Annotated in this window: 17 protein-coding genes; all 17 read right to left on the reverse strand. The window is 34.2% G+C overall.

Annotated features, from left to right (window positions below; all coding sequences use genetic code 11):
* Positions 1-506 precede the first annotated feature (506 nt).
* Positions 507-4,094: a DNA-directed RNA polymerase subunit beta' gene (gene rpoC, locus HMPREF1864_RS04280; RefSeq protein ID WP_062571608.1), complete on the reverse strand. Its 3,588-nt coding sequence runs from the start codon at positions 4,092-4,094 to the stop codon at positions 507-509.
* Between the two features lie 36 nt (positions 4,095-4,130).
* Positions 4,131-7,874: a DNA-directed RNA polymerase subunit beta gene (locus HMPREF1864_RS04285; protein ID WP_062571609.1), complete on the reverse strand. Its 3,744-nt coding sequence runs from the start codon at positions 7,872-7,874 to the stop codon at positions 4,131-4,133.
* Between the two features lie 156 nt (positions 7,875-8,030).
* A complete protein-coding gene (locus HMPREF1864_RS04290) occupies positions 8,031-8,354 on the reverse strand; it encodes a DsrE family protein (protein WP_062571610.1) in 324 nt (107 codons plus the stop codon).
* Between the two features lie 71 nt (positions 8,355-8,425).
* Entirely contained in the window at positions 8,426-9,925 is a 1,500-nt protein-coding gene (murJ, locus tag HMPREF1864_RS04295) for a murein biosynthesis integral membrane protein MurJ (protein WP_062571611.1), read from the reverse strand.
* A 381-nt stretch (positions 9,926-10,306) separates the two neighbouring features.
* The gene (locus tag HMPREF1864_RS04300; protein WP_062571612.1) at positions 10,307-12,775 is read right to left on the reverse strand and encodes an ABC transporter permease; all 2,469 of its coding nucleotides are present in this window, start codon (positions 12,773-12,775) and stop codon (positions 10,307-10,309) included.
* Positions 12,768-13,448: an ABC transporter ATP-binding protein gene (locus tag HMPREF1864_RS04305; protein WP_062571613.1), complete on the reverse strand. Its 681-nt coding sequence runs from the start codon at positions 13,446-13,448 to the stop codon at positions 12,768-12,770. The genes HMPREF1864_RS04300 and HMPREF1864_RS04305 overlap by 8 nt, the downstream gene beginning before the upstream one ends.
* A 47-nt stretch (positions 13,449-13,495) precedes the next feature.
* Entirely contained in the window at positions 13,496-14,359 is an 864-nt protein-coding gene (locus tag HMPREF1864_RS04310; RefSeq protein ID WP_062571614.1) for a sensor histidine kinase, read from the reverse strand.
* Entirely contained in the window at positions 14,359-15,006 is a 648-nt protein-coding gene (locus HMPREF1864_RS04315) for a response regulator transcription factor (RefSeq protein WP_062571615.1), read from the reverse strand. The genes HMPREF1864_RS04310 and HMPREF1864_RS04315 overlap by 1 nt, the downstream gene beginning before the upstream one ends.
* A gap of 152 nt (positions 15,007-15,158) precedes the next feature.
* Positions 15,159-15,644 carry an FMN-binding protein gene (locus HMPREF1864_RS04320; RefSeq protein WP_062571616.1) on the reverse strand — a complete coding sequence of 162 codons (486 nt, stop codon included), beginning with the start codon at positions 15,642-15,644 and terminating at the stop codon, positions 15,159-15,161.
* A gap of 76 nt (positions 15,645-15,720) precedes the next feature.
* Positions 15,721-16,134, reverse strand: a complete 414-nt coding sequence (locus tag HMPREF1864_RS04325; RefSeq protein ID WP_062571617.1) for a SixA phosphatase family protein — start codon at positions 16,132-16,134, stop codon at positions 15,721-15,723.
* The gene (gene eno / locus HMPREF1864_RS04330; RefSeq protein ID WP_062571618.1) at positions 16,131-17,423 is read right to left on the reverse strand and encodes a phosphopyruvate hydratase; all 1,293 of its coding nucleotides are present in this window, start codon (positions 17,421-17,423) and stop codon (positions 16,131-16,133) included. Before eno ends, HMPREF1864_RS04325 begins: the two co-directional genes overlap by 4 nt.
* A gap of 40 nt (positions 17,424-17,463) precedes the next feature.
* Complete coding sequence (gene gpmI, locus HMPREF1864_RS04335) at positions 17,464-18,966, reverse strand: 2,3-bisphosphoglycerate-independent phosphoglycerate mutase (protein WP_062571619.1); 1,503 nt, start codon at positions 18,964-18,966, stop codon at positions 17,464-17,466.
* Positions 18,963-19,706, reverse strand: coding sequence for a triose-phosphate isomerase (gene tpiA / locus HMPREF1864_RS04340; RefSeq protein ID WP_062571620.1), 744 nt, complete (start codon positions 19,704-19,706; stop codon positions 18,963-18,965). The genes gpmI and tpiA overlap by 4 nt, the downstream gene beginning before the upstream one ends.
* The gene (gene pgk / locus HMPREF1864_RS04345; RefSeq protein WP_062571621.1) at positions 19,703-20,887 is read right to left on the reverse strand and encodes a phosphoglycerate kinase; all 1,185 of its coding nucleotides are present in this window, start codon (positions 20,885-20,887) and stop codon (positions 19,703-19,705) included. Before pgk ends, tpiA begins: the two co-directional genes overlap by 4 nt.
* 46 nt (positions 20,888-20,933) lie before the next feature.
* A complete protein-coding gene (locus HMPREF1864_RS04350; protein ID WP_062571622.1) occupies positions 20,934-21,218 on the reverse strand; it encodes a hypothetical protein in 285 nt (94 codons plus the stop codon).
* A 68-nt stretch (positions 21,219-21,286) separates the two neighbouring features.
* Positions 21,287-21,736: a hypothetical protein gene (locus HMPREF1864_RS04355; RefSeq protein WP_062571623.1), complete on the reverse strand. Its 450-nt coding sequence runs from the start codon at positions 21,734-21,736 to the stop codon at positions 21,287-21,289.
* A 1-nt stretch (position 21,737) separates the two neighbouring features.
* Complete coding sequence (locus HMPREF1864_RS04360; protein ID WP_062571624.1) at positions 21,738-21,938, reverse strand: helix-turn-helix transcriptional regulator; 201 nt, start codon at positions 21,936-21,938, stop codon at positions 21,738-21,740.
* Positions 21,939-22,301 lie beyond the last annotated feature (363 nt).

The raw sequence follows: 22,301 nt of genomic DNA on the forward strand, positions 1-22,301 counted from the left end.
GTGTCGCAATATTATTTGCAATTCATCAATTTAATTTATAATTTATCACTTTTTAATTTTTATTAACTTGCAAAAATTTGTGACTTCGTAAGAGTTTAGGTCTATGCGATTAATAAAATTTTTTTCTTAGCTAACTAATGAAAAGTTCCAACTTTGTAAGTAAATATAAGTCTATAAAAATTTGTGACTTAGTAATTAAATAGGAGTCTGCAAAAAATTGTTAGCTCATAGCCTAGAATAAGCTTATAAAAATTTTCTACTTCATAAATTCTTACAAGTTCACATAAACTTTCCTGCTTCATAAATTCTTACAAGTTCACATAAACTTTCCTACTCCATAACTTCTTGCAAGTTGGCAAAAATTTTTCAACTCAGAGATACTTATAAAGTCTTAAAAAATTCTTAGCTTGCCCTTAATCATAATCTTCCTAAGAAATGATTTTTCCCTAAAAATTTGTGCAAAAAAAGTAGGCCTATCTCTAAGCCTACTTCTAATTTATAAAATTTTATTCTTCTTCAACTGTTTCAAGTTCAATTTTAACATCATCATTTGTGATAACTTCAGAGTCTTCTAGGATATTGTAATCTTCTCTTAGGCTTTCGTCGATTCCAATTTGAACCTTGGAATTAATACGAGCACCTGTACCTGCTGGTATAAGTTGTCCAATTATAATATTTTCCTTTAGACCTTCAAGCCTATCTTCCTTACCCTTGATTGCTGCATCTGTAAGAACCCTTGTAGTTTCTTGGAAGGATGCTGCTGATAAGAAGGATTCTGTTGCAAGGGAAGCCTTTGTTATACCAAGTAAGTTGATCTGACCAATTGCTGGTTCCTTACCTGCTTCAATAGCTTCTTCGTTTGCTCTCTTGTAGTCAACAACATTTACAAGGGATCCTGGAAGTAAGTCTGTGTCTCCAGCATCTTCTATCTTGCACTTTGATAGCATTTGTCTAACAATGATTTCAATGTGCTTATCGTTGATATCTACCCCTTGAAGTCTATAAACTCTTTGAACTTCTTTTACAATGTATTCTTGTACACCCTTTTCGCCCTTAACACGTAGTAGATCTTGTGGATATACAGAACCTTGTGTAAGTTCATCTCCTGCTTCAACTTCATCGCCTGCTTTAACCTTTAGTCTTGATCCATAAACGATGTTGTAGGTGTCTACTGTTCCATCTTCAGCTGTAATAAGAACTTCTCTCTTCTTGTTAGTTTCTTTAACGTCAACTACCCCAGCACGTTCTGCAATAACTGCAAGACCCTTTGGCTTTCTAGCTTCGAAAAGTTCTTCAACTCTTGGAAGACCTTGAGTGATATCGGCAGCTGCCGCTACACCACCAGTGTGGAAGGTTCTCATTGTAAGTTGTGTACCTGGTTCACCAATTGATTGGGCAGCAATTACACCAACTGCTTCACCAATTCCAATGTGTGATCCTGTTGCAAGGTTTCTACCATAGCAGTGAGCACATACTCCAGTCTTACTCTTACATCCAAGGATTGATCTAACCTTAACTTCTTCTATTCCTAGAGATTCAATTAGGGCTGCATCGTCATCAGAGATGGCTTCATTAGCTCCAACAATTAACTCTCCAGTTTCTGGGTTAAATATATCTTCAAAGGAATATCTTCCTTCGATTCTATCTGCAAGAGATTCTATTAATTCTTTTCCATCTTTAAAGGCTCTAGCTACAAGATATTCATCTGTACCACAGTCTTCTTCAGAGATAATAACTTGTTGTGAAACGTCTACTAGTCTTCTTGTCAAGTAACCAGAGTCAGCAGTTCTTAGGGCTGTATCGGCAAGACCCTTTCTAGAACCATGGGCTGACATATAAAATTCAAGTACTGAAAGACCTTCTCTAAAGTTTGAAGTGATTGGAACTTCGATAGTTCTACCTGATGGTGATGCCATAAGTCCACGCATACCTGCAAGTTGTCTAATTTGGTTCTTAGAACCTCTGGCTCCAGAGTCTGCCATGATGTAGATGTTGTTTAGGGCATCGAAGCCGTCCATTACATCATCAGTTAGGTCATCTGTTGCCTTGTTCCAAATTTCAATTACCTTTTCATATCTTTCTTCATCAGAGATAAGACCTTTTCTAAAGGCTTTTTCGTACTTAGCTACTTCTTGTTCAGCTGCTGCCAAGATTTCTGGTTTAGAATCAGGAATTTGTACGTCACCCATTGAAATTGATATAGCTCCAATAGTTGAGTAGTGGTATCCTGTTGCCTTGATGTTGTCAAGAAGTTCAGCAGTTTTTATATTTCCATGTTTTTTGTAAGTTTTTTCAATTATTTTTCCAAGAAGTTTTTTGTCTACAACTTGGTCAATTTCAAGTGAATATTTATCTTCATCCCTGTTAACAAAGCCAAGGTCTTGTGGGATGAACTCATTCATAATAAATCTACCAACAGTTGATGGGACAATCTTACCCCTCTTGTCATTTTCATCTGCATATCTTCTTACAGATACCTTAGATTGAAGGTGTAGGAATCCTGATTCATAAGCGTGGAACATTTCATCATAGTTTCTATAAACTGATCCGTCACCCTTTAGCTTATCTTCTCTCATAAGAGTTAGATAATATGAACCAAGAACCATATCTTGTGTAGGAGTAGTAATTGGCTTACCATCCTTTAGTGCCAAGATATTATTAGTTGAAAGCATTAATAACCTTGCTTCAGCTTGTGCTTCAGTTGATAGTGGTAAATGGACAGCCATTTGGTCACCATCGAAGTCGGCGTTATATGCTGTACAAGAAAGTGGATGAAGCTTAATAGCCTTTCCTTCTACAAGGACAGGTTCAAAGGCTTGGATACCAAGTCTGTGAAGTGTCGGTGCACGGTTAAGAAGAACTGGGTGATCTTTTATAACTTCTTCAAGTACATCCCAAACTTCTTCTTTTCCTCTTTCAACCATTCTCTTTGCAGATTTAATGTTGTAAGTTAGGCCTCTAGAAACAAGCTCCTTCATTACAAAAGGTTTAAAGAGTTCTAGTGCCATATTCTTTGGAAGTCCACATTGGTAAAATTTAAGGTCTGGTCCAACTACAATTACAGAACGACCAGAGTAGTCAACTCTCTTACCAAGTAAGTTTTGACGGAAACGACCTTGCTTACCCTTTAACATTTCTGATAAAGATTTAAGTGGTCTGTTTCCTGGTCCTGTAACAGGTCTTCCACGTCTACCGTTGTCGATAAGAGCATCTACAGATTCTTGTAGCATTCTCTTTTCATTTCTAACGATAATATCTGGAGCATTTATGTCCATTAACTTCTTAAGTCTGTTGTTTCTGTTTACAATTCTTCTATATAAGTCGTTTAAGTCACTTGTTGCAAATCTTCCACCATCAAGTTGTACCATTGGTCTTAGGTCTGGTGGTATAACAGGAATTGCATCAAGAATCATCCATTCAGGCTTGTTGTCTGATTGGATGAAGGCATCAATAACTTCTAGCCTTCTTGTGATTCTAATTTTCTTTTGTCCAGTTGCATCTTGAAGCTCTTCTGTTAGTTCATCATTTTCCTTTTGAAGGTCGACTTTTTCTAGAAGGTCTCTAATAGCTTCTGCACCCATCTTTGCAGTGAACTTGTCCCCATATTCTCTCTTGAATTCCCTATATTCAATTTCTGATAATAGTTGTTTTTCATAAAGAGTTGTTTCGCCTGGTTCAACATAAGTTACTACATAAGACGCAAAGTAAAGTACCTTTTCAAGGGCCCTAGGGCTCATATCTAGTACAAGACCCATCCTTGAAGGGATTCCCTTGAAGTACCAAATGTGTGATACTGGAGCAGCAAGTTCAATATGACCCATTCTTTCACGACGAACCTTAGCCTTTGTGACTTCAACACCACATTTTTCGCAGACTACTCCCTTGTATCTTACTCTTTTATATTTTCCACAGGAACATTCCCAGTCCTTAGTAGGTCCAAATATTTTTTCGCAAAATAGACCTTCTTTTTCAGGCTTTAATGTCCTGTAATTTATAGTTTCCGGTTTTTTAACTTCACCATAAGACCAGGATCTGATCTTTTGAGGTGAAGCTAGTCCAATTTTTATTGAATGGAATAATTCATGTTCGCTCAAGGAGCACTTCTCCTTTCATATTAATTAAAATAATAATTAATCTTCAGATTCATCGGATTCATCATCGTCTTCATAGTCGCCGTCTTCATCTTCATAGAAGTGACTGTTTTCAAAAGACTCAACTTCATCAGTTGATATTGTTCTGATTCCAATATTTGCAGTTCCAGTTTGTTCTATTAGTTCCTTTAATTCATCATCGTCTGATTTTGTATTATTATCATCGATGTTATCAATCTTTGTTAGATCATCTTCATCAACTTCAAGGTCAACTTCATTTCCCTTTTCATCAAGAACTTGAATTTCAAGAGCTAGTGCTTGAAGTTCTTTTATTAGAACCTTAAAGGATTCAGGAACTCCTGGTTGTGGAATGTTTTCGCCCTTAACAATAGCTTCGTAAGTCTTAACACGACCAACGATATCGTCAGACTTAACTGTAAGCATTTCTTGTAGGGTATGGCTGGCACCATAGGCTTCAAGAGCCCAAACTTCCATTTCTCCAAATCTTTGTCCACCGAATTGTGCCTTACCTCCAAGAGGTTGTTGTGTAACAAGGGAGTAAGGTCCAGTGGAACGAGCGTGGATCTTTTCATCAACCAAGTGGTGAAGTTTCAACATATACATATAACCAACTGTTACAGGGTGGTCGAATTCTTCTCCGGTTCTACCATCTCTTAGTTGAATTTTTCCATCTCTAGAATATCCAGCTTCTTCAAGTGTATCAAAAATGTCATTTTCATTAGCACCATCAAATACTGGTGTGGCAACGTGCCATCCAAGTTTTTTGGCAGCAAGTCCCAAGTGAACTTCTAGTACTTGTCCAAGATTCATACGAGAAGGAACCCCAAGTGGGTTAAGAACAATTTGGATTGGCGTACCATCTGGCATGTAAGGCATATCTTCCTTAGGCATAACCCTAGAGATAACACCCTTGTTACCGTGACGACCACACATCTTATCTCCAACTTGAATCTTTCTCTTTGTAGCAACAAAGACTCTTACCATTTCGTTAACACCTGGTTGAAGTTCGTCTCCTTCAGACCTGTTAAATGTCTTAACATCAACAACAATCCCATGTTCACCATGAGGAAGTCTTAGGGAAGTATCTCTTACTTCTCTTGCCTTTTCGCCAAAGATTGAACGAAGAAGTCTTTCTTCTGCAGAAAGTTCAGTTTCTCCCTTTGGAGTTACCTTACCAACTAGGATATCTCCTGGCTTAACTTCTGCACCAATTCTTATAATACCTCTGTCATCAAGGTCCTTTAACATATCTTCCCCAACATTAGGGATATCTCTTGTAATTTCTTCAGGTCCAAGTTTTGTATCTCTTGCTTCTGATTCGTATTCTTCAATGTGAAGTGAAGTTAATACATCGTCAATAACAAGCTCTTGGCTTACAAGCATGGCATCTTCGTAGTTATATCCTTCCCAGTTCATAAAGGCTATTAGGATATTTTTACCAAGAGCCATTTCTCCCATATCAGTTGATGGACCATCAGCAATGATTTCCCCTGCTTCTACAAGGTCTCCTTCTTTGACAATAGGTCTTTGGTTAATTGTAGTTCCTTGGTTACCACCCATAAACTTGTGAAGTTTATAGTTGTCAATTCCCTTGTCTGATTCTCTTTCCACTTCAATGTGAACGGAATCAACTTTTTTAATTTTACCCTTGTTCTTAGAAACAATTACAACACCTGAGTCCTTTGCTGCTCTGTATTCAATACCAGTTCCAACAACAGGAGCCTCAGTCTTTAATAGAGGCACTGCTTGACGCTGCATGTTGGCACCCATTAGGGCTCTGTTGGCATCGTCGTTTTCCAAGAAAGGAATCATGGAAGTACCTACAGCAACAATTTGTTGAGGAGAAACGTCCATGTAGTTTACATCTTTAATGTCGAAAATATCGGCATTACCGCCATGACCTCTGGCAGCAATCCTATCTTCAACGAATCTATTATTTTCATCAAGTCTTTCGTCAGCTTGAGCAATGATTTGTTCGTACTCAACGTCGGCAGTTAGATAATCAATTTGATCAGTTACAACTCCGTTAACAACCTTCCTATATGGAGTCTCAATAAATCCATAGTCATTGATTCTTGCGTAAGTTGTAAGTGATGTGATAAGTCCAATGTTTGGACCTTCTGGTGTCTCAATAGGACACATTCTTCCGTAATGTGAATTATGGACGTCACGCACTTCAAATCCAGCTCTATCTCTGCTCAACCCACCAGGTCCTAGTGCAGATAACCTTCTCTTGTGAGTTAATTCTGATAGAGGATTATTTTGGTCCATAAATTGTGAAAGTTGTGAAGAGCCAAAGAATTCTTTTATGGCTGCTGTCACAGGTCTTATGTTTATTAGTGATTGTGGTGTTGTTGCATCAACATCTTGAACAGTCATCCTTTCGCGGATAACTCTTTCCATTCTTGAAATACCAATTCTAAATTGGTTTTGAAGAAGTTCACCAACAGATCTAATTCTTCTATTTCCAAGATGGTCGATGTCGTCAACTGATCCCACGTTATTCATAAGTCCAAATTGATAATTTATACCAGCGATAATATCGTCGATTAAAATATTTTTTGGAGATAATTCTCTATGAGCCTTTACTAGCTCTTCCTTAAACTTTTCTGTGTTTTCAGAATATTCTTCATAAAGTTCATCAAAAAGTGGTCTATAAACTTTTTCTTTAAAGCCAAGTTCTTCCATATCGAAGTCTAGTTCATAGGCATCAACAAAAGTGAAGTTGTTACCAATTACTATTGTGTTTTCACTGGCATGTTCATAGTTTTCATCAGTTTTTATTAGAACTTGGTTAACACCAGCTGCTTCAATCTTTTCAGCCTTTGCTCTATTTAGTAGTTCGCCAGCTTCTGCTAAGATTTCCCCAGTCATTGGGTCAACTATGTCTTCAGCAGGAATATTTCCTTCAAGTCTTGCAGAAATTCCTAACTTCTTGTTGAATTTATATCTACCAACTTTAGCAAGGTCATATCTTCTATCGTCGAAGAACATATTCTCAAATAGTGATTGAGCTGAGTCAATAGTAGGTGGCTCGCCTGGTCTTAATTTTTTATAAATTTCAAGTAAAGCTTCATTCTTATTTGTAGTAGTATCTTTTTCAATTGTCTTTAGTACAGCTTCACTCTCTCCAATTACGTCCATAATCTTTTGGTTAGATTCAATACCAAGAGCTCTTAATAAGATAGTAATTGGAATTTTTCTTGTCCTATCAATTCTTACATTGATAACGCCTTGAGCATCAGTTTCAAATTCAAGCCAAGCTCCCCTATTTGGTATAAGTGTTGCCGAATAGATTTTCTTACCTGTCTTGTCTCTTTCTTCCTTATAATATGCCCCTGGACTTCTAACAAGTTGTGAAACGACTACACGTTCTGCCCCATTTATTACAAATGTGCCAGTTGGTGTCATAAGTGGAAGGTCGCCCATAAAGACTTCTTGTTCCTTAACTTCGCCAGTTTCACTGTTAATAAGTCTTACCTTTGCCTTTAATGGCGCAGAATAATTTGTATCTCTCTGTTTAGATTCGTCTATATCATATTTGATTTCATCAGATAAATGATAGTCCACAAATTCTAAAATTAAATTTCCAGAGTAATCCTCGATAGGAGATACGTCATCAAAAACTTCCTTCAATCCTTCTTCAATCAACCATTTGTATGAAGAAGTCTGCACGTCAAGAAGATTTGGAAGTGACATAACTTCGTCTACACGAGAAAAACTCATTCTCTCACGTTTCCCATATTTAACAGGATGTACCATTAATTTTCTCACCCTAGCCTTTCAAATGAGTGTATCCAATTAGAGTCCAAATCACCACTCTAATCATTATTATGCAAATAGGTATTTTATCATTTTTCCTGAAACTTTGCAAGTTGTTTAAATAAAAAAATCCTGCCAAAAGGCAGAATTCTTTTTTTAAAGTCTAATGTATGCGTAACCTTCGTTTTGAAGTTTTACGATTTTTGTTATTACTAGGTCCTCCACTTTTATTTCTGAAGGAATTAGATCTGGTGTAAGCCTATTTTCTTCTAATCCTCTCTTACCAATTGTAATATTTACCTTTGGGTTTCCCATGATACCTTGGAAGTCCACTCCTGAATATCTGTTAAATAATGCAGCAGCTTTAGCCATTGCAATTATTTCAACTTGGATGTCTTCAAAGCTATCTAATAAGTCTCTTACATTTGATATTACAGAAGACCACTTGTCTTGTTCTACTACGTGAAAAATTACCTTCATATGTATCACTCCTTACTTAGTTAATATTTTACACTAATAAAGAGAAAAAGGAAAGCTTATTAGAGAAATTCCTACTTTTTCAATATTATTTTTAAAATTTCTTTAACTTCATCAACCTTTAAAACAATAAGAAGGATAAGGTAAATTCCACCAGCTACAATAATAGAAAGAAGAAGAGATAAGTTTATGCTAATACTTTTTGTGAGCACTTCATAAACTAATTTTGATCCAAGAGCCATAAATCCTGATGAAATTATAATCTTTATTAAGTTCATCAAAAGCTTCTTGTCAAAAACATTTCCTATTAATCTTATTGAAGAGAAGTACATTGTAAGAGCTCCCACAATAAAAGAAATTGAAGTTGCAAGGGCAATTCCTCTTATACCAATTAGCTTTGAAAGTAAAAGTGCAAGGGTAACATTTACTCCAAGTATAATTACTGAATTATAAACTGGAGTCTTGTTGTCGCCAAGAGAATAAAAAGCTCTTGAAATAATTTCACGAACTCCAATACCTATTACTCCAAAGGCAAAGAAGGATAAAACTGTGGCAGTTATCTTGGCATCTTCAACAGAAAATTCTCCCCCAACGAATAAAAGATTTACTATCGGGAAGGAAAAAATGTAAAGGCCAAAGGCTGCTGGCACTACAAGTATTAGCATATTGGAAAGACCTTCTGACAAGGCAGATTTTAAATTTACCAAGTCCTTTTTGGATCCAAACTTGGCAAGCTTAGGATAAGTTGCAGTGATAATTGAAGTTACAACTATTCCCGTTACAAAACTTTGTAGCTTGTAAGAATAATTTAAAATTGAAATCCCACCAGCATAGGCTCCCGATGCAAAGGAACGTGAAATAATAAAGTTTATCTCAATGGCAGAAGTTGAAATCAAAATCGGAAGTATAGAAGTGAATAAGTTCTTGATGTCTTTGTTGAAATCAATTTTTAATGAGTGCTTGTAGCCAAGCTTCTTAATTGGTCTGATAAAAATTCCATATTGAAGGACAAAGGCTAAAAGAATTCCCACTGCAAGGTAATTTATCCCCATCTTGTAGGCAAGACCCATGGAAATAATAATTATGATGTTCATAATTATTGAGTGAAGGACAGAAATTACAAACTTTTCATGAATTTGTAAGTAGGTCTTGTAGATGGAACTCACTGCTGTCACAGCAATTGATAGCATAGCAAGTCTTGATACAAAAATTGCAAGCTCAAGTTTTTCTCCAGAGAAGCCTTCAGCCATTAACTTGACAAGAGGTCTTGCAAAGACAATTGAAAGTATTGTCACAAGAGTAAAGGCTACAAAGATAATGTTAGAAATATTGGCAGTGAACTTGTCGGCAAATTTTTTGTCCTCTCTCTCCCTTATGGAGTCGTACATAGGAATGAAACCATTGGCAACTGCACCGCTAATAACATTGGTAAAAGTCATAGGAAGTTGAAAGGCAATTAAAAATATATCTGCCACCATGCCGACACCAAAGAAGTAAGCAAGAGCCTTCTCCCTCAAGAGTCCAAAGACCTTGGATAGAATTGTGATTATCATAAGTATATAAGAAGTTTTCATTTTTTCTCCTTTAAATAAAAAAACTTGGGTTAAACCCCAAGTAATTATATAGGTATTTAATTTTATTTACAAGCTAACTTCTTTTGATTAATTGAAAATTATTTGCTAGACAAGGATTTAAAATTCATTTTGACTATACTCGAAGTAAAATTATTCTTCAACTCTCTTTCGACTACAGTCGAAATCATTTAAAGTTTTTATTTGTTTCTAGTATAATCGAAAATCTTGATTGTTATTAATGATAGCTAGTGAGATCATGTCACACACAAATAAAAAAGCCTTGAGCCTAAACTCAAAGCTTGTAACTTTATATGAAACTGTTAATAAGCATAGCGAGTGGAAAAATTATAATTTGCTAATATTCTTTCTCATAAGCCCCTCCTAGTCAAATCCTCTTATCAAATCAATGGGGTCAATCTTTAAAATATTTTGTAAAGTTGTCTTGTAAATTAAAATATTTATACCATAAATCAAAATTCCAAAAGCAAGGAAATATTTATATTCAAAATAAGACAACAAAATTTTTATATCCATTGTTGGTGAAATCTTTGCAATTATAAATAAAGCAGCAAAACTTACTATTAAAACTATTGCCAGAGATTTTATTTCTTCTAATATAAAATCCCTTATAAATTTATTTTTAAGTTCTTCCTCATCTATTCCACAAGACATTAAAGATCCAATTTCTTTTTTCCTTGCCATTAAACTTAAATTAATGGAAGAATATCCATTTGTTATATTTAAAATGAAAATTATACTTGCAATAGAAATTATCATAAGTCCAAAAGTTTTTACGTCTTTCATGCGATTTGCTTCTTCATCTTTGCTTGTAGTTAAATTATAAGTTTCATTATAGGCAATGGAAGAATCTAATCTATCTTTAATTTCATTCTTTATATCGTCTAACTTATTTTCATCAACTTGCATTGAGAGTTCGTAGGTGTTTCTTCTCAAGTCATTGTTGTTTTTTAAATAATATTTATTCCACTCATCTAAAAGTTTAAAGTATGTGTCAAAGTCAACATATAAATACACATAGAAAGGTAGCCTTCTTTGCCTAAAGTCCTTTGTGTCATCAATTAGTTTATCTACCTTGATTGAATAATTGTAATCTTTATCTTCTGTTATAGAGTAATTTAAACTACTTATATTTTTAAAATATTTTGTTGTTTCTGATCCATCAATTGGTGCATTTGGATTAACTTGGACCCTATTTAATAGCAAAACTTCTCCCTTTTTGCCGCCTATTTTTTCAAAAGTTTCATCATCTAAGGCCGTAATAATTCCATCCAGATAAAAATCTTCGTCATTATCATAATATTTACGCATTTTTTCATCTAAATTAAGAGACCTATACTCATTTGAATAATTTTGATCCTTACTAAGAGAAATATATTTTTCAGTTGAAAGAAAGGCTCTGTCATTTTCTGTAGTCTTCATTATATCTTTTAATACATTAGGAACTTCAGCTTCATTTGAATGAATTAGGATATTTATATTCCTATTATAAGTATAAGTATTCTTCAGCCTATTGTACTTTGCCATAGAGAATACTATCAAAAAAATTGAGACAATTATCATTCCAATTGCAGAAATATATCTCTGAGAAGAAATAGTTTTTAAATTATTTATCTTTAATTCCTTCCAAATATCTTTATTCCTTTTTAGTTTTATATTTTTGTCATTAAAGTTGCCCTTTATACCATCAATTATATTTATCTTTGCGATTTTTTTAGCTGGAGCAAGTATTGCTATAAAAATTATAAAAAAGCAAATTAATAAAACTACAAGTGAAAGCCTTGGCGAAAATTCTATAAACTTAAATTTTTCTTCTTTCTCAACAATTTTTTGAAGGCCAAGATAGAGGAGGTTGATTCCTCCATATCCGAAAATATGTCCCAAAACTATTGGTAAAAGTGAAATTTTCAATCCATCTTTTAAAAGCAATTTATAAATTTGATAGTCTGTTGATCCAATGGACTTGTACATTGAAACTTCTCTTATCTTTCTTAGTCCCCAAACTGTAAAAATGTTTTTTACAAAAAATATAAAAATAAGGATTGTAACAAAAATTAAAAGAGTGTCTACAATCACCTGCCTATTTTGTTGTAAAAGACTTCCATCCATATTATAGTAATCTTTCATTATCTCGCTAAATTCAAGTTCTACTTTATCTTTATTCAAGGCAGATGCAATTTCTCTTTCCAAATTATCTTTATTATTGCAGGCTTTTCTAAAATTATGAAATCTTACAAAGCTATTGGTCTTTGCATCCTTTCCTATGGCAGTAGAAACATAAAAAATCTTCATATTCTCATTGTAAAGATTTCTTGTGAGACCACTTATTACATATTCCTTAATATCTTTTCTTGCAAAATCTTCGTCTTTAGTCACACTTGAAACTGGCTTTATAAGCTTTCCATCAACCAATCTATTTCCAAATTCTACTTCAATCTTATCGCCAATTTTTAAATTTTCTTTTTCTGCAAGACTTTTTGGTATGGTAATTTCATTATCTTTTGCAGCAAAGCTTCCCTCTTTTAACATATTATCTTCTAACATCTTGTTGAAACCCTGGTCTGTGTAATTTACCACTAAGACATTTTGAGATAGCTTGGCAGAATTATTTTCTACTGCAACTTCTCCTACTTCTTTAATATTCTTTATTTCTTTTAATTTACTTGAGTCACCAGAAACTGTATCAGGTATAATTCTAGCATCATAAATGGATCTGTTCCTAAAATATTCATAATTGAACTTATTATTTACATATCCAAAGTAAACACAAAATGTAAAGAAAATTGCAGTTATAAAAAGTGAAAGTGAGATTGATAGATTCTTCCTATTCATTTTTCTCATCTCCCACTACCTTGCCATCAACAATTGTTATTACCCTTTCTGCCTCTAGGGCTATAGACTCGTCATGGGTGATTACAATAATTGTCTGTTTTAAAGTCCTATTAAAGTATTTTAAAATTTCAATTATTTCTCTTGAATTTTCTCTATCTAGATTTCCCGTTGGCTCATCAGCGAGCACTAGAGACGGAGAATAGATAAGACTTCTTGCTATGGCAACCCTTTGTTGCTGACCTCCTGATAATTCACTTGGAAAAGAATCCAGCTTATTTTCTATGCCAAGTTTCCTAACTATATCTAAAAAGGCCTCCTCATTGATTTTTCTCTTATCAAGTTTTAAGGGCAACTCAATGTTATGCCTAACAGTTAAATTTGGGATTAAATTATAAAATTGATATATTAAGCCTACTTTTCTCCTTCTAAAAAGTGCTAATTCTTTTGATGAATATTTTGAGATGTCATTGCCGTCTATAAATATTTTTCCTGAACTTGGATTGTCCACTCCACCCAACAAGTGAAGAAGAGTTGACTTGCCTGATCCACTTGGTCCAACAATTGCAATGAATTCTCCCTTTTCTATTTTTAAATTAACATTATCAATTGCTTTTACAAGATTTTCTCCACTTCCATAAGTTTTTGATAAATTTTCAGTTCTAACAATTTCCATATGTACCTCCCTCTATTTGTCTTAATAATAAAGGGTTAAAATGACTTTTAAGTGACATTGTAAAATTTAATTTTAAAAATCGCACCATCTTTTCCATTTTTTACAGAGATATCTCCATTGTTTGCCTCAACAATAGATTTTGCCATGGCAAGTCCTATGCCAAATCCCTTAGAGTCAGGACTTTTGTAAAACCTTTCAAATATTTTTTTGAAGTTTTCTTCCTTAATGCCTCCACCATCATCTTCAATTCTTATCTCTGTATAAATTGGATTTTTATTCGTAGAAATTTTAATTTTTGTAAGGCCATCAAGGCTTAAGGCATTCTTAATAATATTTATTAAGGCTTCAGAGGTCCAATAGTAATCGACTTTTATCTCATAATCCTCGTAGTCACAAATAAATTGCACATTTTTTTCTTCAATTGATTTCCTCAAAATATCCAAAACATAGTCAAATATTTCTGAAATAAAAACCTCTCTCTTCTCCATCTTGTCTATATTTGCGTCAAGACTAGATAGCTTTAACAAAATATCAGCAAGAGAGTTAAGCCTTTCAAGTTGAAGGTCAAGCCCCTCAATCTCTTTTTTATTTTCTTCAGTCTTATCAATTGTTTCCAAGTCAAAGACCATTGAAGTGATTGGAGTCTTTATTTGATGGGCAATATCTTCTAGGTTTTGCCTTCGCTTTTTTGAATTTATCTCAAGGCTTTCTCTAGCCTCAACAAGTTCTATAAATATCTTATAAATCTTGTCTTCCAGTATTGAAAAGTCATCTTGGACCATGGGAATGGAATAGTTCTTTTCTCCCAACCTATCTATAAGATTTTCCAACTCCTCAATTCTTTTCTTTTGTCTTCTCTTTAAAAAATAATAAAGCAGCAATAAGCTTGCAGGGTAAAATAAATAAATCATCAGTCCATCCTATAACCTATTCCACGAATTGTCTTAATAATATCTCTGTCACTTTTGTCTCTTATTCTTTTAATAGTAGCAGTAAGTGTATTATCGTTGACAAACTTCTCTCGTCTATCCCAAAATCTTTCAAGTAAAAAGTCCCTTGTGAAAATTCTATTGGGATTACTTATAAATAATTTCATAACTTCAAATTCTAATAAAGTTAAATCTAGTTTTTTATCTTTATAATAAAAGCTTCCTTCATTATTATTTAGACTCAAGTCCTTGAAACTAATAAAATCATCCTTAACAAGAGCAGTTCTAAGAGTTTTATCAATCCTAGCTCTTAAAATAGAAAGCTTAAAGGGTTTTGTAATATAATCATCAGCTCCATTGTCTAGGGCTCTCACGATAAATTTCTCATCATTTTTTACTGTTGTGATTATTACTCTAACATCATTTTCTCGCAAAGTCTTCAACAAACCGATCCCATCTTTATCAGGCAAATTTATATCTAAGATTGCCAAGTCAAAAGAATTATTTATTTTTATCTTTGCTTCTTCAAAGCTTTTACAAGTTTCCACTTCAAAATCATTTTTTGATAAGTAGGACTCAATCCCTCTCGATAAAATTTCATCGTCTTCTATTAATAATATTTTTTTCATTTAATCACCTAACACAATCTTGTAAACAAATTCTATCACACTTTAGTTTTTAAAAGAATTCTTAATCATTTTGGGCTCTTTTAAATCTTCCCAACAAAAAAGCACCAGCTTTTGCCAGTGCTTGTGATTTAAAATCTTTTAATTTTTAAAAATTATTTTGCTTGGTTGATTGCATCATTTGCTGCTTCTACGAATTGGTTGTAGGATTGTGTTGCGCCACTTACTGCTTCAACTTTTTCTACTGAACCCTTTTCTGTTAATTCTTTTCCGTAAGTTTGTGAAGCTTCAAGTGTCATTTGTGCTGTCTTGTGTCCTTCTTCGCCAGCTTCTTTACCGTAGTCTTCTCCCTTTTCACTTCCGTCTTTTTGAAGATTCTTAACTACAGTTTCAGAGATTTTTCCATCAGCTACTGTAATTGTAACTTCTATGTGTCCACCGTAATCATCTTCTGATGATTTGCCTGTGTAAGTTCCGTCTTTTAATGCTACAGCTTCATCAGCTTTCTTTGCATTATTTGTTGCTTCTACCTTTGCCTTGTTTTCTTTAGCTGCGTTTTCTTTTGCATCCTTCTTTGCTCCACATCCAACTAATGTTAGTGATAAAAGAGCTACTGATGCTAGTATAATTTTCTTATTCATTTTTCCTCCTAAAATAATTTAATCCTCTCTCATTAAGAATAACAAAAGAGGATTAAGATTTCAAAATATTTATTTTTTATTCTGCAAATTCCTGTGGATTTATCTCCACAAAATTTATGCTGCCCCTTGATATAATTTTCATCTCGCCAGTTAGTTGGTAAATCCAATTTGATATAAAGGGCTCGTGAGATACCAAGATATAATTTCCATCTGGGTCTAGAGTTTTTAAAATATCTCTTATCCTTCCACCTGCAAGGTAGTCCTTGACCTCAAAGTCGGAGTCTAAATATTTTGCCAAAATCTCTGCAGTTTCCTTTGCCCTTTCAAGAGGTGAAGAGTAAATCTTATAGGACCTCTTGTCTTCCAACCTATTGGCAAAGGCCTTAAAGGAATTTTCTAACTTGACTCTTCCTATTGTTGTCAACTTTCTCTTAAAGTCATCTTCAGCATAAATTTCTGCTTCGCCATGTCTTATAAAATAAATTTTCATTTTCTATCAATGTTATAGAAGGCAGCAAAGCCTGGATAAATTGCTAAGTCGCCTAGTTCGTCTTCAATTCTTAGAAGCTCGTTGTATTTTGCAACTCTTTCAGATCTTGCTGGTGCTCCAGTTTTTATAAAGCCAGCGTTAGTTGCAACTGCAAGGTCTGCTATTGTTGAATCTTCACTTTCTCCTGATCTGTGAGAAATAATTGCAGTGTAGTTGTGCCTCTTTGCAAGTTCTATAGAGTCAAGAGTTTCTGTGATTGTTCCAATTTGGTTTAGCTTAATTAGGATTGAGTTTGCTGACTCCTTTTCAATTCCTTCTTGAAGTCTCTTTGTGTTTGTTACGAAAAAGTCGTCGCCAACTAATTGAACCCTGTTTCCAAGTAGGTCTGTCAAGTGCTTCCAGCCTTCCCAGTCGTCTTCGGCAAGTCCGTCTTCTATGGAATAGATTGGATATTCATTTACTAATTCTTCATAGAATTTTGAAAGTTCTTCTGATGTAAACTCACGACCTTCTCCTGCAAGAATATATTTTTTCTTGTCCTCGTCATAAAATTCTGAAGCTGCAGCATCAATTGCAAGTACAATGTCCTTGCCTGCTTGGTATCCTGCTGATTTTACAGCCTCAAGTATGCAATCAAAGGCTTTTTTGTTGGATTCAAGATTTGGTGCAAAACCACCTTCATCGCCAACACCAGTTGAAAGTCCCTTGTCCTTTAAAACTTTTTTTAGTGCGTGGTAAACTTCTGCACCCATTCTCAAAGCTTCTTTAAAAGTCTTTGCTCCTATTGGCATTATCATAAATTCTTGGATGTCTACGTTGTTGTCAGCGTGTTCGCCACCATTGATTATATTCATCATTGGGATTGGCATAGTCTTTGCATTTACTCCACCAAGGTATTGGTAAAGTGGAAGTCCAGCTTCGTTTGCTGCTGCTCTTGCAACTGCTATTGATACACCAAGGATTGCATTGGCTCCAAGATTACCCTTGTTTTCACTTCCATCAAGTTCAATAAGCATCTTGTCAATGCCAAGTTGGTCAAAGCAATCAAAGCAAATTAATTCTTCGGCAATTTTTTCATTTACATTTTCAACTGCCTTTTCAACTCCCTTGCCATTGTATCTATCTTCGCCGTCACGAAGTTCTACAGCTTCGTGGATACCAGTTGATGCACCACTTGGTACAATTGCAGAACCAAAACCACCGTTAAGTGTTCCAACTTCTACTTCAACTGTTGGGTTTCCCCTTGAATCAAGGACTTCTCTCGCATAAACGTAATCAATTAAACTCATAATTCCTCCTAAATTTAAAATAAATTTCTAGTAAATTCTATTAAAACAAAGACTTGCCAGTCATAAGTTCTGGCTGTTCTAAGCCCATAATTTTTAAAATTGTTGGTGACAAGTCGCAAAGGGCTCCGCCTGATCTTAATTTTTCATCCCTATTAAATAAAAATAGGGGGACAAGATTTGTGCTGTGGCTTGTAACAACATTGCCTTCATCATCAATCATATATTCACAGTTTCCATGATCTGCAGTTATTATTGCTGCCCCGTCCTTTTCTTTTAAGACCTTTAAAATTCTTCCAAGGTCATGGTCCACAGTTTCAACTGCCTTTATAGCAGCTTGTAAGTCTCCAGTGTGACCAACCATATCAGGGTTTGCAAAGTTTAAAATTATTAGGCCGTACTTGTCCTTTTCCAAACTTTCAACAACCTTATCAGTAACTTCATTTGCAGACATTTCTGGCTTCAAGTCATAGGTTGCAACCTTTGGAGATGGAACTAGGATCCTGTCCTCGCCCTCAAAGGGTTTTTCACGTCCACCGTTAAAGAAAAATGTAACGTGGGCATACTTTTCTGTCTCTGCAATCCTAAGTTGCTTGATTTTATTTTTTTCAAGAACTTCTCCCAAGGTATCCTTTGGAATTTCGTCCTTAAAGGCAACAAATTTATTTTTTATTTCCTTGTCGTATTCTGTCATTGTAACAAGGACTGTGTTTATTTTTTCTCTTTCAAATCCTGTGAAGTCATCATCAACAAGGGCTCTTGTAATTTGTCTAACCCTATCTGGTCTAAAGTTAAAAATAATTACTGAGTCCTTATCTTTAATTTCAGAATCTTTTATAAATTTAGCAGGTTCTAAAAATTCATCTGTGACATCTTTATCATAAGATGACTTTATATAGGAAAGGATGTCTTCTTCAGTGAAGTTCACATCACTTACTAAGTTATCATAGTATTTTTTAGTTCTTTCCCATCTCTTATCACGATCCATGGCATAGTATCTGCCAGAAATTGTGGCAATTTTTCCATTTCCAACTTTTTTTATTTCTTCTTGAAGTTCTTTTATATCATCAAGGGCTGCGTGAGGGGAAACATCACGTCCATCTGTAATAGCATGGATATAAGTCTTTTCTATTCCCTCTTCCTTCATGAGTTTTATTAAGGCCTTTAAGTGGTCAAGGTGTGAGTGAACTCCTCCCTTGGATACAAGTCCAATGAGGTGAAGGCTTGAATTATTTTTCTTGGCATTGTCTATTGCCCTTTTAAATTCAGGATTTTCGAAAAATTCTCCTGACTTAATTGACTCAGTAATTTTTGTCAAATTTTGGTAAATAACTCTACCTGCTCCAATGTTTAAGTGGCCAACTTCAGAGTTTCCCATTTGTCCATGAGGCAAGCCAACATATTCTTCGCTGGCATAAATTTCTGTATGAGGCCAAGTTTTATAAAGTTCATCAAGAACAGGAGTCTTGGCAAGTTTAACTGCGTTGCCAATTTTGCTTTCATTTATTCCGAATCCATCTAGGATTATTAACATTGTTGGTTTCATAGATTTTCACCAACTTTTATTATTTCAATAAAGTCACTAGCCTTTAGGCTTGCACCACCAACTAGGACTCCATCAATATTTTCCATGGATAAAATTTCTCCCGCATTAGATGGCTTAACAGATCCACCATAAAGGATCCTCGTCTTTTGAGAAATCTCTCCGTATTTTTCATCAATTACCTTTCTTATTTCCCTGCACATGATTTCTGCATCTTCTGATAAGCAAGTTTTTCCAGTTCCAATTGCCCAAATAGGTTCGTAAGCAAGGGTAACCTTTTCTATGTCTTTAACTCCATCAAGAGAATTTAAAAGTTCTTCTCTTACAAAGTCAACTTCATTGCCCTCTTCTTTTATTTCAAGAGATTCACCTAGGCAAAGAATTACTGATAGACCATCTTCAAGAGCCTTTTTTACCTTGGAGTTTACAATCTCATCACTTTCCAAAAACTTTTCACGTCTTTCAGAGTGACCAATTATTACATAATCTACGCCTATATCTTTTAGCATAGAAGTTGAAACTTCGCCAGTGTAAGCTCCCTCATCAAACTGAGAAACATTTTGCCCAGCCACTTTTATTTTATCTTTTAAATTTTTTCTTAAACTTTCTAGAGCCACAAAGCTTGGTGCAAGAAGGACGTCCACCTCATTAAATTCAAATTTATTTATTTCTTTTGCAAATTCAAGGGCATCAGAAGATGTCTTATTCATCTTCCAATTCCCACAAATGTATTTTCTTCTCATGCTTCTTCAACTGCCTCGATACCTGGAAGTTTTTTTCCTTCAAGCATTTCAAGACTTGCTCCACCACCAGTTGAGATGTGAGTTAACTTGTCTGCAACTCCTGCCTTTTCAACAGCAGCTACTGAGTCACCACCACCAACAATTACAGTGGCATCAAGCTTAGCCAAAATTTTTGCAAGTGCAACAGTTCCGTGAGAAAATTCTTCAATTTCAAAAACTCCACAAGGTCCATTTAAGACTACAGTCTTTGCCTTAGAAAGTGAACCTTCAATGTCCTTTAGACTTTCTCTTCCAATGTCAAGAATCATATCATCTTGACCAACATCTTCCACGTCTTTTAAAGTTCCCTTTGCATCATCAGATAATTCAGGAGCAACGATCACGTCCTTCGGAAGAATTATTTCAACATGATTTTCTGCTGCCTTTGCCATAATTTCTCTCGCAAGGTCTAGCTTGTCATCTTCTACAAGAGACTTTCCAACTTCAAGTCCCTTGGACTTTAGGAAGGTATTTGCCATGGCACCAACAATTACTAGGAAGTCAACTTTTTCTAGTAGGTTTTCGATTACCCCTATCTTGTCAGATACCTTTGATCCACCAAGGATTGCTGCAAAAGGTTTTTCTGGATTTTTTAAAGCATCTTCAAAGTATTTAATTTCCTTTTCAACTAGAAGACCTACACATGATGGTAGAAATTCTGTCACACCAACATTTGATGCGTGAGCCCTGTGGGCAGTTCCAAAGGCATCATTTACAAAGATGTCCCCAAGAGATGCAAGCTTCTTTGCAAAGTCCTTATCGTTTTTTTCTTCGCCCTTAACAAATCTTAAATTTTCAAGTAGGGCAACTTGACCTTTTTCTAATTCCTTAACTTGATTTACAACTTCATCATCTACAACTTCTTTAGAAGGAAGGAATTTTACATCCTTCTTTAAAAGTTCTGAAGCTCTTTTTGCAACTGGTTCAAGGGATAGGTCTTCCTTGTATTCTCCCTTAGGTCTACCAAGGTGGCTCATTAGGACAACTTTAGCACCTTGTTCTATTAAGTAATCAATAGTTGGGATTGCCTTAATAATTCTGTCGTCGCCGGTAACCTTGCCATCCTTTAAGGGAACGTTAAAGTCCACCCTAACAAGGGCAGTTTTATCATTAAAATCAAAATCTCTAATAGTTTTTTTCACATTACACCTCTTATTTTCGATTTATTACGTCAAATTATCACTTAAATTATACCATAAATTGTTGAGAGTTGAAGTTTAAGGAAAGCTTTATGAATATAAATAAAAATATAATTTTTCTTAAGTCATAAGTTTTCATTAAGCTGTAAGTTTTTATGAACTTGTAAATTTTTATTAACTTGCAAACTTTTATTAGGTCACAAAACATTACTAACTTGTAAACTTTTACGAACTTGTTAATAATTCTTGCTTTATAAATTTCTATTAACTTATAAATTTTTATCAAGTCACAAACTTTTACTAAGTCCTTAAAGCTTGTTAGCACCTGACCCATAAAAAAGTCCGCAAAAAAGACGATAGACTTTTTAATTTCTATCGCCTAATACATTTACTATTATATTTTTAAATCTTTTTTGACCAATATACTTTTAATAATTTAGAAAATACTATTTGTACAAATGCAACTATCATTAACGCTAAAAAGGCTTCATAACTTACATATGCTACAATTAAAGAAACTATTACAATAACCATTGAAAATATAGGTATTATATTTGCTCCTGACTTCATCTTTATTAAGATCACTCTTTCATCTGTTTCTTTAGTATACATTTTTTCCAATATATCTCTATTTCTATATGCTCTAGTAAGCATTGACATGTAGAATACAGATACAAGTTCAAGTCCAGTAAAAAATCCTACTACATAATCTGTCACATCTACTTTTAATGGAAATTTATATTTTAAGTAAAAATTTCCAATAATAACTGCGAGTAAGGCAACTATACATAATAAGACAAAAATACTAATTCTAAATCCTATTTCTTTTTTGTATTTTTCTAATTTGTTCATATTAATCATCCTCCTCTATACTAAATATTTCTTCAATACTAATATCAAAAAACTTAGCAATTTTAAAAGCCAACGGCAGGGACGCTATATATTTTCCAGTTTCAATGGAAGTTATGGTTTGTCTTGTTACTCCAACTTCATTTGCCAATTCTTCTTGAGTTATTTTACGCTGTTTTCTTAATTGAGAAATTGTATTTTTCATTTTCCTCCTCCAATAGCAAGCTCGCTTTACATATATAGTATAGCTTGCTTTGCTTTTTTTGTCAAGCATACTTTGCTTTTCAAAATAATTTCTTAAACTAAAAAAAACGATAGATTTTTACTTTCTATCGTTTATTTCTATATTCAATCCTATAATTAGTTTTTTATATTCTTATTTTTAACGCCTTAGATTTTGAAGTTAATATAAAAGTTAAAAAGTCTATGAGCAAACTCAATACTAATCTTACTGGCAATAAAATTATTCTAATTATCCTTCTCATAAATACCTATAAAAATTAAACTGGGATTCATAACAAACCCCAGTTTCATAATGTGGTGACCCCATAAAGTTGGACCTAATACC

The organism is Peptoniphilus sp. DNF00840 (assembly GCF_001553125.1).
In the GTDB taxonomy this organism is placed as follows: Bacteria; Bacillota; Clostridia; order Tissierellales; family Peptoniphilaceae; genus Peptoniphilus_A; species Peptoniphilus_A vaginalis.